General features: G+C 66.8%; 12 protein-coding genes. 3 read left to right on the top strand and 9 right to left on the bottom strand.

What is annotated here, in order from left to right; all coding sequences use genetic code 11:
- Positions 1-268: 268 nt before the first annotated feature.
- The 5 genes from ACRCUN_RS09040 to ACRCUN_RS09060 all read right to left on the bottom strand — a co-directional run bounded on the left by ACRCUN_RS09040 (position 269) and on the right by ACRCUN_RS09060 (position 4,806).
- Positions 269-1,078: a tyrosine-protein phosphatase gene (locus ACRCUN_RS09040; RefSeq protein WP_462141282.1), complete on the bottom strand. Its 810-nt coding sequence runs from the start codon at positions 1,076-1,078 to the stop codon at positions 269-271.
- Entirely contained in the window at positions 1,078-2,292 is a 1,215-nt protein-coding gene (locus ACRCUN_RS09045; RefSeq protein ID WP_462141356.1) for an acyl-CoA dehydrogenase family protein, read from the bottom strand. The genes ACRCUN_RS09040 and ACRCUN_RS09045 overlap by 1 nt, the downstream gene beginning before the upstream one ends.
- Positions 2,293-2,336: 44 nt before the next feature.
- Entirely contained in the window at positions 2,337-3,521 is a 1,185-nt protein-coding gene (locus tag ACRCUN_RS09050) for an MFS transporter (protein WP_462141357.1), read from the bottom strand.
- A gap of 58 nt (positions 3,522-3,579) precedes the next feature.
- Positions 3,580-4,461 carry a LysR family transcriptional regulator gene (locus tag ACRCUN_RS09055; RefSeq protein WP_462141283.1) on the bottom strand — a complete coding sequence of 294 codons (882 nt, stop codon included), beginning with the start codon at positions 4,459-4,461 and terminating at the stop codon, positions 3,580-3,582.
- Positions 4,462-4,539: 78 nt separating this feature from the next.
- Positions 4,540-4,806 (bottom strand): hypothetical protein, encoded by a 267-nt coding sequence (locus ACRCUN_RS09060; RefSeq protein ID WP_462141284.1) that lies wholly within the window; start codon positions 4,804-4,806, stop codon positions 4,540-4,542.
- Positions 4,807-4,970: 164 nt separating this feature from the next.
- Here ACRCUN_RS09060 and ACRCUN_RS09065 point away from each other — a divergent pair, with 164 nt between their 5' ends.
- Positions 4,971-5,621: a response regulator gene (locus ACRCUN_RS09065; protein ID WP_462141285.1), complete on the top strand. Its 651-nt coding sequence runs from the start codon at positions 4,971-4,973 to the stop codon at positions 5,619-5,621.
- A 1-nt stretch (position 5,622) separates the two neighbouring features.
- Positions 5,623-6,783 carry a sensor histidine kinase gene (locus ACRCUN_RS09070; RefSeq protein ID WP_462141286.1) on the top strand — a complete coding sequence of 387 codons (1,161 nt, stop codon included), beginning with the start codon at positions 5,623-5,625 and terminating at the stop codon, positions 6,781-6,783.
- 3 nt (positions 6,784-6,786) lie between these two features.
- Here ACRCUN_RS09070 and ACRCUN_RS09075 read toward each other — a convergent pair whose 3' ends face one another.
- Together ACRCUN_RS09075 and ACRCUN_RS09080 are read right to left on the bottom strand one after the other, a co-directional pair.
- Positions 6,787-8,400: an LCP family protein gene (locus ACRCUN_RS09075; protein WP_462141287.1), complete on the bottom strand. Its 1,614-nt coding sequence runs from the start codon at positions 8,398-8,400 to the stop codon at positions 6,787-6,789.
- 41 nt (positions 8,401-8,441) lie between these two features.
- Positions 8,442-9,353 (bottom strand): NAD(P)-dependent oxidoreductase, encoded by a 912-nt coding sequence (locus ACRCUN_RS09080; protein ID WP_462141288.1) that lies wholly within the window; start codon positions 9,351-9,353, stop codon positions 8,442-8,444.
- Between the two features lie 63 nt (positions 9,354-9,416).
- On the opposite strand from ACRCUN_RS09080, the gene ACRCUN_RS09085 reads away from it, so the two are divergent.
- Positions 9,417-9,764 carry a winged helix-turn-helix transcriptional regulator gene (locus tag ACRCUN_RS09085; protein WP_462141289.1) on the top strand — a complete coding sequence of 116 codons (348 nt, stop codon included), beginning with the start codon at positions 9,417-9,419 and terminating at the stop codon, positions 9,762-9,764.
- Here ACRCUN_RS09085 and ACRCUN_RS09090 read toward each other — a convergent pair.
- Positions 9,728-10,867: an acyl-CoA dehydrogenase family protein gene (locus tag ACRCUN_RS09090; RefSeq protein ID WP_462141290.1), complete on the bottom strand. Its 1,140-nt coding sequence runs from the start codon at positions 10,865-10,867 to the stop codon at positions 9,728-9,730. The genes ACRCUN_RS09085 and ACRCUN_RS09090 overlap by 37 nt on opposite strands.
- Before the next feature lie 177 nt (positions 10,868-11,044).
- The gene (pntB, locus tag ACRCUN_RS09095; protein ID WP_462141291.1) at positions 11,045-12,481 is read right to left on the bottom strand and encodes a Re/Si-specific NAD(P)(+) transhydrogenase subunit beta; all 1,437 of its coding nucleotides are present in this window, start codon (positions 12,479-12,481) and stop codon (positions 11,045-11,047) included.

The raw sequence follows: 12,481 nt of genomic DNA on the forward strand, positions 1-12,481 counted from the left end.
GCACGCACGCGCCGCTGTGCAACCACATCGACAACTCCGGCATCGCCGGCCCCACCTGCAACGAATTTCGCCGCGCCCGATTATCAGCGACATCGTCGCTGCCAGGCGGGCGTGTGAAAGTTGCTATGTCGTGAGCATGGAGCGACCGATGGGCCGCTTGCGACGGGGACTTTTGAGGCTGGCGCTGTTGATGGGTCGGGAGTGACGATTACAGCGATTTTGTCGCGCATAGGCGGGCACAGCGACACCATGCCGGCCCGCCGCTCGGTCAGCCGAGAAGCGTCTTCCGCAGCGCCACGACCTGGTCGGCGGACACTCCGGCCGCCTCCACGAATCCAGTCACCGAGCCGTAGGCGTCGTCGAGCTTGCTCCAGGCCGCCGTGAGGTAGTCCTCCCGCACACCGAGCACCTCGTCGGTCAAGCGTGCCTCGGCGAACGTGACCACCTCGGGCGCATCGTCGGAACGCGCGCGAACCGAATCCATGATTCGGGTGCGCAGCGCGGGGATCGCGTCGTTGCTGCGGAGGAAATCGGCGATGACGCGGTCGCGATCGATGCCGACGGTCGCCAGCACGGTCGCGACCGTGAAGCCCGTGCGGTCCTTGCCTGCGAAGCAGTGCGCGATCACCGGCTTTCCCGCGGCCAGCAGAGTGATGACCTGGCGGACGGCGTTGTGTGCGCCCGGCAGGGTCGGGAACTCCTCGTACACCTCGGTCATGTAGCGCCGGGCCGCCTCGGTGACGTCTTCGTCGCCAGGGGATTGCGACATGACCCGCTGGAAGGTGCTCTCGTGCGGTGCGTCCTGGTTGGAGTCGTCGTCGGGGTGAAACGGCAGCAGGTGCACCGCCACGCCGTCGGGCACCTGGCCCGGGCCGCGGCGGTTCACCTCCTGGTGCGAGCGCAGATCGGCGACGTCGGTGATGCCGAGCCGGCGGAACACCGCGCGGCCGTCATCGGAGAGCCGGCTCAGCTCACTGGAGCGGTAGAGCACGCCGGGCCGGATCCCGGTCTCGGCCGCGACGTCGCGGAAATTCCACGCGCCGGCCAACTGCACTGAGGCCCCGTTGCTTTCGGTCACTATCCCGTTACCGCCGCGGCAAGAGGTGATTTCTCGCGGCCCAACTCCGCGCGGGCGATCGTGCGCATGTGCACCTCGTCGGGCCCGTCGAACAAGCGCATGGCGCGGTGCCAGCTGTAGAGCCGGGCCAACGGGGTGTCGTCGCTGACGCCCGCCGCACCGTGCACCTGGATGGCGCGGTCGATGACGTTGCAGGCGATCTGCGGGGCCACCGACTTGATCTGGCTCACCAGGACGTGGGCTGCTTTGTTGCCTTCCTGGTCGATGGTCCAGGCGGCCTTCTCGCACAGCAGCCGGGCCTGGTCGATCTCGTTGCGGGACTTCGCAATCGATTCGCGCACGACGCCCTGCTCGGCAAGCGGCTTACCGAATGCCACGCGCTTCTGCACGCGGTCGACCATCAACGCCAGCGCGCGTTCGGCCGCACCCAGCGCCCGCATGCAGTGGTGGATGCGGCCCGGGCCGAGCCGAGCCTGCGCGATCGCGAAACCGCTGCCCTCTTCGTGCAGCAGGTTCTCGGCGGGAACCCGGACGTTGTCGAACACGATCTCGCAGTGGCCGTGCTGGTCCTGCCAGCCGAACACCGGCAGTGAGCGCTGAATATCGACGCCCGGGGTATCGACCGGCACCAGGATCATCGACTGCTGCTGGTGTGAGGCGGCGTCGGGATTGGTGCGGCCCATCACGATCAGGATCTTGCAGCGCGGATCGGCGGCACCGGTGATCCACCACTTGCGGCCGTTGATCACGTAGTCGGCGCCGTCGCGCAGCATCGTTGTCTCGATGTTGCGGGCGTCCGACGACGCGACGGCAGGCTCGGTCATCGCGAACGCGCTGCGGATCTCACCGGCAAGGAGCGGCTCGAGCCACTGCTTGCGTTGCGCCTCGGTCGCGAACAGATGCAGCGTCTCCATGTTGCCCGTGTCGGGTGCTGCGCAGTTGAGCACCTCGGGTGCGATCTCCATGCTCCACCCCGAGATCTCGGCCAGCGGCGAGTACTCCAGGTTTGTCAGGCCCGACTCCGAGGGCAGGAACAGGTTCCACAGGCCCTGCTCGCGGGCCTTGACCTTGAGCTCCTCGACGATGGGGGGAACCGTGTGGTCCTTGGGGCCTTTTTCCTCGCGATAGGCGTGGTAGGACGCCTCTGCCGGGAAAACGTACTCGGTCATGAAATCGGTGAGCCGCTTGTGGTAATCAGCCGCCTTGGCCGACATCGCGAAGTCCATGCCCGTCACGATATGACACGCGTAAAACGCGGTCAGCGGCGCAGGGTGAGCGCCAATATCCCGGCCAGCGCGGCCAGCCCCATGACGGTGCCCGCCACCGCGGACCAGCCTGCTGCATCGAACGCGAGGCCGCCGAACCAACCAACGGCACTGGAGCCGCCGTAGTAGAAGAGGTTGTAGAGCGAGGAAGCTTGCGCCTTGCTGTTGCCTGCCTCGACGCCTACCCAGCCGGAGGCGATGGCGTGGGCGCCGAAGAACCCGGCGGTCGCGACCACCAATCCGACCAGTACCGCGACGATGTTGTTACTCAGCGTGATGGCGACCCCGGCAATCATGGTCACGATCGAGGCCATCATGACAGTCCTGCGCCCGAACCGGGTCGCCTCCGCGCCGGCCCGGGCGGAAGCCCACGTGCCGGCCAGATAGGCCAGGAACACCAGGCTCACCACGGTCTGCGGTAAGTGGAAAGGCGCGGCCATGAGCCGAAAGCCGAGGAAGTTGTAGATCGCGACGAAGCCGCCCATCAGCAGGAACGCCTGGCTGAACAGCACCAGTTGACGAGGGGAGCGCAGGTTGACCAGCAATCGCCTGCCGAGGTCGCGCTGGCTGCGGCTCGGCGTGAACCCTTGGGCCTGCGGTGCGAGCTTGACGAACGCCAACGCGGCAAGCCCGCACAGAACCGCGACGATCAATACCCCGACCCGCCAGCCGGCGTACTCCGCCACCGGGCCGGTGACCAGTCGGCCCGCCAGCCCGCCGATGGTCGTGCCTGCGACGTAGGTGCCCGCCGCCCGGGCGGCATGTCCGGCGTTGATCTCCTCGGTGAGGTAGGCAACCGCGACCGCGGGTACCCCGGCGAGCACCAGGCCCTCCAGGAACCGGCCGCACAACAGCAGCTGGTAACTCGGCGAGAACGGTACGAGAAGACCGAGAATCGTTGCCGCAGCGACGGATATCGTCATCACCTGTACGCGTCCGATGCGGTCGGCAAGGGCGGCCCATGGGATGACGCCAACGGCGAGGCCGATTGTGGCGGTGGATACGGCCAGGGCGGTGTCGGCGGCGCCCGTTCCGAGATCGTGCGCGATCAGCGGCAGCACGGCCTGGGGCGAATACAGCTGTGCGAACGTGGCCACTCCGGCGCAGAACAGTGCGGCGAGCAGGCGGCGGTAGTCGCTGGAGCCGCGCGGATGCCCTTGCCAGACAACAGTGGTCAGTGTGGCAGTCACTGAAACGAGGCTAGGTAGTCGCTGTCAATGTGTCCAATGCATAGACTTATTCAACGTCATGCGTCGCACGTATGATAAAGTTCGCGAACCGTTCGGCCGCCGGCGGCAGTGACCGGTCGGCAGACCAGGCCAGGCCCAGTTGGCGTTTGGCGGAGGCCTGGGAAAGTGGCAGGTAGACCGCCCCTGGCTCGGCGCGCTCGGGGCGGGGCACCGGCACGACGGCCACCCCGAAACCCGCTGCGACGAGACCCTCCATGGTGGGGATCTCCATGGCTTCGAACACCACGTAGGGATCGATGTTGGCCTCCGCACACAGTTCGTCGGTGAGCTGGCGCAGCCCGAAACCGGGCGCCAGCGCGACGAACGGTTCGGTACCGGCGTCGGCCAGTTTGACGCGTGACCGCGATGCCAAGCGATGGCCGCGTGGTACCGCCAGGCACAGCCGTTCCATGTACAGCCCGCGCCAGCGGTAGCCCTCCGGGCGCGGTGAGGTGATGGCCAGATCGGCCTGGCCGCCGGCCAGTCGCTCGAGGATCTCGTGCGCGGCACCCTGAGCCAGCCCGAACTGGACCCGGGGAGCCTCGGCCCGGAACCTGCGCAGTAGATCGGGGACGAACCAACTGGCTTGCGAGTGCAGAAACGCAAGCCGCACGGTGCCGCTGTCCGGATCGCGCAATGCGGCGATCCGCTCAGTGGCCGAACGCATTTCGGCGATCGAACGGCGGGCGTGCTCCAGCAGGATCTCGCCGTAGGCGTTGAGCCGCAGGCGCCGGTTGACGCGGTCGAACAGCGGCGCACCCACCTGTTCTTCGATGCGTGCCAGTGCTCGCGACAACGTCGGCTGGCTGATCCCGAGTTCGGTCGCGGCGTCGGTGACGTGTTCGGTCTCGGCGAGAGCGACGAACCAGCTCAGCTCGTCAAGGTGCATGGTGGTGACTTTTCCCGCCGCGCAGGCATAAACTCCCCCTTTCACTCGGCGTGTCGGGGGAGTTTGTGTCCTCGCCGGTCAGTGGCCGTACGGGGCGACGAGGTCGGCGGCGGTCGCCGGATTGAGCAGCGACGGATGGTGGCGGTGCCACCAGTGCCCCGGGTAGGCCGACGGGGCGGGCGTTGCGTACGTATTGGGAACGGCGACGATTCCCGGTCGCGGCTCGGGAGGGGTGTAGCTGCTGCTGGCCGAAGCGGTTGCGGCCAGGCCGAGTGCGGCGATCCCGATCGCGCCTGCGGCGATGGCTGGCGCGGCGACGATGCGGGCCAAACGATTGGTGCTCATTTGAATTCTCCTGTGTGTGTTGGTGTTCCGGTGTAGATGCCGGTGTTCCCGGCGATGTACTCACTGTGCCGTGGCGCGGGCGCCCGGTCTGTCGGGCGAACGGCGGCCGAGCCGGGTGAATCTCTTGTCCCCCAATCAGGGGAACCCGCGCGCGTTGCTGTGCGATGCTGTGCCGCATGGCCGAGAAGGTGCGGGTGGTGGTAGGCGATGACCACCCGATGTTCCGTGAGGGCGTGGTGCGCGCTCTGACGTCAAGCGGCGAGATCGAGGTGGTGGCCGAAGCCGACAACGGCGCCGACGCACTGGAACTCATCAAGAACCATCGGCCGCAGGTGGCACTGCTCGATTACCGAATGCCGCAATTGGACGGCGCGCAAGTGGCAGCCGCCGTCACCCGCGACGAGTTGCCGACCCGGGTGCTCTTGGTGTCGGCCCATGACGAGTCGGCGATCGTCTACACCGCACTGCAGCAAGGGGCGGCGGGATTCCTGTCGAAGGAGTCCACGCGTAGTGAGCTCGTCAACGCGGTGCTCTCGTGCGCGAAGGGCCGCGACGTCATCGACCCGAATCTGGCCGCAGGCCTGGCCGGTGAGATCCGTCGCCGCAATGAACCCGACGCTCCGGTGCTCAGCCCGAGGGAACGCGAAGTGCTCGACCTGATCGCGAAAGGCCGCAGCATTCCGGCGATGGCCAAGGAGCTCTACCTGGCTCCCTCGACGGTGAAGACCCACGTGCAGCGGTTGTACGAGAAGCTCGGTGTCAGTGACCGCGGTGCGGCGGTCGCCGAGGCCATGCGCCGCCGACTTCTGGACTGACATGGCGTCCGGCGTCGAATTCTTTGCCTCGCAACCGGTCCGAGTCTCTGCGGTGCTGCGGTTGCCGCTGATCGGCTTGATCATGGTGCTGGTGTCGGTATGGGACGTCGACCACTGGCTCCCAGGCCTCTATGCGGTGATCCTCGGACTCTATGCGGCAGCCGCGGTGCTATGGCTCATCGCGGTGATACGCGGACCGATGCCGCCGTGGGCCGAGTGGGCGTCCACCGCGGTCGATGTACTGGTCCTGGTCGCGCTGTGCGCGGTGTCGGGTGGAGCCACCGCCGCGTTGCTGCCCGTGTTCTTCCTGCTGCCGATCTCGGTTGCGTTTCAAGACCGCCCGATACTGACCGCGATCTTGGGAACGACCACTGCGGCAGGCTATCTGGCGGTGTGGATCTTCTACTCGAAGCGCGACGACCACGTCGGCCTGCCGGATGTGGTGTACATGCACGTCGGCTTCCTCGTGTGGCTAGCCGTTGCCACCACCGCGTTGTCGTTGGTGCTGGCTCGCCGTTCGGCACGCGTGCGGGCGCTGCTCGATGTGCGCCGACGACTGGTTTCCGAGTCGACCCGAGCAGACGATCTGCGCAACGCCGAACTCGCCGAGCACCTGCACGACGGGCCGTTGCAGACCCTGCTGGCGGCACGGCTCGAACTCGACGAGATACGCGAGCGGAACCCGGATCCGGCGCTGGACATGGTGCACGCGGCCCTGCAGGAGACCGCGATCGGGCTGCGGTCCACCGTCACCGCGCTGCACCCTCAGGTGCTGGCCCAGCTCGGCCTCACCCCGGCCGTGCGGGAGTTGTTACGCCAGTACGAGAACCGCAGCGACCTCACCGTGCACGCCGACCTCGACGACGTCGGGCATCCGGACGCCCAGGCTCTCCTTTACCGCGCGGCGCGCGAATTGTTGGCCAACGTGAACAAACATGCTCGCGCCAGAACGGTTTCGGTCGGGCTGCGCCGGACCGGCGACCGAACCGTACTCACCGTCACCGACGACGGCGCCGGATTCGATCCGAGCACGGTCCCCCAAGCCGTCGCGGACGGACACATCGGGCTGGCCTCGCTGCAGGTCCGTATCGAGGCGATGGACGGCACCATGACCATCAGTTCAGAGGTCGGCTACGGCACACAGGTGACGGTCACGCTGTAGCCGTCACTTGACGCACGGCACCCCGGACACGGTCATCTGACTGAGATCGGTGGGTGCCGGGGTGTAGGTGCCGGTAGCCGTGGCGGCCACGGTCGTGACCGGCGTGCTGGAGGTGGTGCTGGATTCCGTCGTACTCGTTGTGGCGCTGGATTCGTCGGCAAGGCCGGCGGTGAGATAGTCGTCGCCGGGAAAATCGGTGCCGATCGTCAACTGCACGGTGTCGGCCAGAACCTCCTGCGACGGAGCAGCGCTCACCCCGAGCTCGGTGGCCAGTGCCTGGGCCGCGGCCTCGGCGCCTGGCCCGTAGGCGATCGTGGTGGTGGCAGCCAACGCTTCGGCGTCGCCGATCTGGCCCTGCGTGAAACCTCTTGCGCCGAACGTGGTTTCGAGCTGTGCTGCCAGACCGATGTAGGTGGAGGCGTTGACGACGTCGAGGATCGCGCCCTGGCCGTCGAGAGCAGGAGTGTTCGGGGTGGACGACGCGGATGACGCGGCGGGATCCGATTCGACCACCAGGTCGTGCACGATCTTGCGCACGGTCGGGACGTCGATGATGTTGATGTCCTCGCCGTACTCGTTCTGGGTGAACTCCACGATCGGCAGGGTGTAGAGCGTGGGCGGTTCCTCGGTCAGATCAGAGGCCCGCCGGGCGAAGCTGGCCAGGTCGAAGTCGGCGTCAAGAGCCACGTTCTGCTTCGTGACGTCCAATAGGTCGCGCAGAGTGGACGGGCTGCTCAGCGCGCCGCTCTTGCTGAGCGCCGACACCAGTGCGGCGATGAAGGCCTGCTGTCGGCGCGTGCGGTCCAGGTCGGTGAAGCTCGCGTCGTTCACATCGCGGCGCTGCCGCACGAACGCCATGGCCTGGGAGGCGTCGAGCTGCTGCTCGCCCTTGTGAAAGTCCGCGCCAGAGTAGGGATCCGAGGTGTCCTCGTTCAGGCATACGGTGATCGGCGCGACGGCCTTGGCGATCTCGAAGAACGCGCCGAGGGTGATTTCGACGAAGTGGTCTATCGGGATCTGGAGAAGGTTTCGCACCGTGGCGATTTGCGCCTTCCGCCCGGCCTCTCGGGCCTCCTGCTCGCTCGGCTGAGGCGCGTCTTCGGTCGTCTCCGATGATTCGGACGATTCCGAAGTGTCCATCGCGGCGTCGTAGGCGTAGCCGTACGCCTGCTTGACCTTGCCTTCGCAGATGTCATTCGGGCAGCCGGCCAGGTCGACGTAGTCGTCGCGGGGGATGGAGAACGCGGTCGCCGGGCTGCCGTCACCGGGCACGTGAACGACGATCAGCACATCGGCCGTGTAGTCGCCGGCCGTCTCGTCGCCGGCGTGCATCGCGTCATAGATGTCCTGCGGCAGCGGGTTTCCGTACTGATCGAGCCTGCTGTCGATCCCCATGATCAGGATGTTCTCGGTGTCCCCGGTCGAGCCGGGGTCACCGTCGAGCGCATTGGAGGTCGTGATGCCGTCCAGCGCGCCGCGGTAGGTGATCCACCCCGTCCCGGTGACGACCAGGGCGACCACGGCGGCCAGGCTGCCCGCGGCCCGCCACGCAGTCCGCACCCGCCGGCGCGGCACGCGACGCCAGCGGCGTCGTCTCACATGGGCGGGTGAATTCATAACACCTGCCATTATGGGGCCGCGCGCGCGATATTGACTGGTCAGGAAATTGCGGTCCGGCTACTTCCTGGTGACGAGGGCTGCCGGAGCACCTTGATGAGTGCGACATGCTCCTCGTCTCCGTGGCCGGCGTCGATCGCCTGCTGGAACAAACCGGACGCGAACGAGGGAAATTCGGAGCTGATACCGGCCTGACGGGCATGCGCGACGAGTTTGGCGATGTCACCGCCCGCCGTGCGCAAGGTGCTTTCCGGAGCACCGAACCGGCCGTGCCCGACCACCACGCCCATGTGGCGATCATCCTCGGCGAGGATGGGTGCGAGGTCACCGAGCATCGCGCCGAATTGGACAACGTCCAGACCCTCGGTTTCGCAGATAACGGCGCCGTGACTGAATCCGATCCAGCGGCCCGCGAGGTAGGAGAGGGTTGCGGCGAACAGGGCCGAGGCGCTTCCGATCGGCTCGCCGACGTGGCTGAAGTTGCCTGCGAGCGCGTTCAGCACGGGTCGTGCCGCGTCGACCGCGGTCTTTGGCCCGGAGATCAGGAGGGCTGCCTGCGGTGTGCCCATCTGCCGTGGCCAGGCCAGAATTCCACCGTCCAGATACGAAGCGCCCTTGGACACCGCCCACGTCTGGGCCTCGACGGCATCTCGGGGCGTTCCGGTACTGAGCTGAATCAGATTGCGCCCGTGCACAACCGCACCGACACCCGCGGATCCGAGGATCTCCATGGAGGCGCGGTAGTCGGACACGCACAGGATCGTGACCGGGCTGGCGGCAATGGCCGCCGCGGGGCTCTCCGCAAGAACCGCACCGGCCGCACGCAGTGAGTCACCTTTCGCTGCCGACCGGTTCCACACGGTGACCGTAAAGTGGTGGTGGAGCAACGCATGTGCCAGTGCCGAGCCCATCTCCCCAAGTCCGAGCACCGTTACCGCAGTGAGTTGATTCATGATTCGAAACCTACGAACTGAACGTCGCCCGCGGAAGAACGCACATTTAGGTAAGTGCCGCTGATGGCCCGTCCGGACACCGTCAATTGTGGTCTCGGACCCGCACTTCGGGTGATCGGCGGTCGGTGGAAACCGACAATCATCTGGGAGTTGCACGCCGAGCCGCTGCGGTTCGGGGAACTGCGACGCCGCGTGGTGGGAATCAGCGAGAAGGTGCTCGCCGAACAGTTGCGCGAACTCGAGGCGGCCGGCGTCGTCAGTCGACGCGATTACGGCGAAGTTCCGCCCAGGGTCGAGTACTCACTCACGGCAGACGGTGCAGAGCTCAACGACGCCGTTCACGCGCTGGCTCAATGGGGTGCTCGCCATGTGAGTCAGGAACCCAGACCGCGCGAGATGACCAGCCGCTGAATCTGGTTGGTGCCCTCGAAGATCTGGGTGATCTTGGCTTCGCGCATGTAACGCTCGACGCGGAAATCGCGGGTGTAGCCGACTCCGCCGAGTACCTGCACCGCGTCGGTGGTGACCTTCATCGCCGCGTCGGTCGCCACGAGCTTGGCCACACTGGCCTGTGTCGAGTACGGCAGGTCCCGATCCCGTCTGCGCGCGGCGTCCAGGTAGGTGGCGCGTGCGCTCACCACCGCGGCGGCCATGTCGGCCAACAGGAAGCCCAGGCCTTGATGGTCGATGATCTTGCGGCCGAACGTCGTTCGTTCGTTGGCGTAGCGGACGGCTTCGTCGAGCGCGGCCTGCGCGATGCCGACTGCGACCGCCGCGATGCCGAGACGGCCGGAATCCAACGCGGAGAACGCGATTGACAAGCCTTGGCCTTCGGCGCCGATCAACCGGTCGGTGTCGATCACGGCGTTGTCGTAGAACGCGGACGTGGTCGGTACGGCGTGCAGGCCCATCTTCTCTTCGGGTTTACCGAAGCTCAGGCCGTCGAGGTTCCCCGGCACCAGGAAGCAGGAGATTCCGCGAGACCCTTCACCGGTCCGCGCGAACAGGGTGTAGAAATCAGCTCGGCCGCCGTGGGTGATCCAGGATTTCGACCCGTTGAGCACATAGCCGTCATCGGTCCTTTTGGCGGCACACCGCAGCGCCGCGGCGTCGGAGCCGGCTTGCGGTTCGGACAGGCTGTAGGCCCCGATCTGCTCACCGGACAACATGCCGGGCAGCCAGCGCGCCTTCTGCTCCTCGGTCCCGAAAGCCAGCAGCGGGTGTGACGACAGGCTGTGCACGCTCACCGCGACCGCGACGGCCGCCCACCGAGCGGCGATCTCTTCGAGGACCTGCAGGTAGACCTCATAGGGCTGCCCCCCGCCGCCCCACTGCTCGGGCTGCGGCAGGCTCAGCAGCCCGGCGGCGCCGAGCTGTGCGAACACGCCCTCGGGATAGGTCTCGGCCTTCTCGTGCTGGTCGACGATCGGGTCGAGCACCTTGTCGGCGATGTCGCGGGTCAGCGCGATGAGCTCATGCGCTTCGTCTGAGGGCAGTAGGCGGTCCACCGGCATAGTTGGACATCCTAGTTTCTCTCCATAGGAGAGGACACCACCGCCAGCCAGTTGTTCAGTTCGCGGCACTGTGCCGAGCGTGCAGCCTTTTGCGGAAATTTCGCGAAATCACCGCTGTTGCTTGCACGCTCGTCACAGTGCGTGCGGAGTGATTACTGCCCGGTGCCCGCGGAGGTCTTACGCGTGCACCGCGGACAGCGCGTTGTTGATCGCGTCGACCCGGTCCTTGGCGTCACCGAAGAGCATCTGGGTGTTCTCGCGGAAGAACAGCGGGTTCTGCACGCCGGCGTAGCCCGAAGCCATGGACCGTTTGAACACGATGACGTTGTGGGCGTTCCAGACGGTGAGCACCGGCATGCCGGCGATCGGGCTGCCCGGGTCCTCGGCGGCAGCCGGGTTGACGGTGTCGTTGGCGCCGATGACGAGGACGACGTCGGTGTCGGCGAAGTCGTCGTTGATCTCGTCCATTTCGAGCACGATGTCGTATGGCACCTTGGCCTCGGCCAGCAGCACGTTCATGTGGCCGGGCAGGCGGCCCGCGACGGGGTGGATGCCGAAGCGCACGTTGACGCCGCGATCGCGCAGCTTGCGGGTCAGCTCGGCGACGCCGTACTGGGCCTGCGCGACCGCCATGCCGTAGCCCGGCGTGATGATCACCGAGCTGGCCGAGCTGAGCATCTCGGCCGCGGCCTCCGCGGTGATCTCGCGGTGCTCGCCGTAGTCCTTGTCGTCAGCCGGGCCGGCCTCGATGCCGAACCCACCGGCGATGACGGAGATGAACGAGCGGTTCATGGCCTTGCACATGATGTAAGACAGGTAGGCACCCGAGGAGCCGACGAGGGCGCCGGTGATGATCAGCAGGTCGTTGCCGAGCAGGAAGCCCGAGGCCGCCGCGGCCCAGCCCGAGTAGCTGTTGAGCATCGACACCACCACGGGCATGTCGCCGCCGCCGATCGAGGCGACAAGGTGCCAGCCCAGCAGCAGCGCGAGCACCGTGACGACCACGAGCAGCCACAGCTGCGGGTCGATCACGAACCACACGGTGAGCACGAAGAAGGCCACCAGCGCGCCGATGTTGAGGATGTTCTTGCCGGGCAGCATGAGCGGTGCGGACTTGATGCGCGCCGAGAGCTTGAGGTTGGCCACGATCGAGCCGGTGAACGTCACGGCGCCGATGAAGACGCCGACGAACACCTCGGCCGAGTGGATGCCGATCATGCCCTCGCCGGCCAGGTGAGCGGCCTCGGCGCCGCCGGGATCACCCTCGACGTGCAGGTAGCCGTTCCAGCCGACCAGCACCGCGGCCAGGCCGACGAAGCTGTGCAGCAGCGCGATGAGCTCGGGCATGCCGGTCATCTCGACGACCTTGGCGCGCCACAGGCCGATCGCGGCGCCGACGATCATGGCGCCGATCAGCAGGGCCAGGCCCAGCGGTTCGATCTTGCGTTCCAGCGCAAGAGCGATGGTCGCGATCAGCGCGACCGCCATGCCGGCGATGCCGAACGTGTTGCCGGCCCTGGATGTTTCGTGCTTGGACAGCCCGGCCAGCGCGAGAATGAACAGCAGGGCCGCGATGACGTAGGCGGCCGTGGCGACGTTTTCCAGCGTGAACAT

Source organism: Mycobacterium venezuelense, from assembly GCF_054919535.1.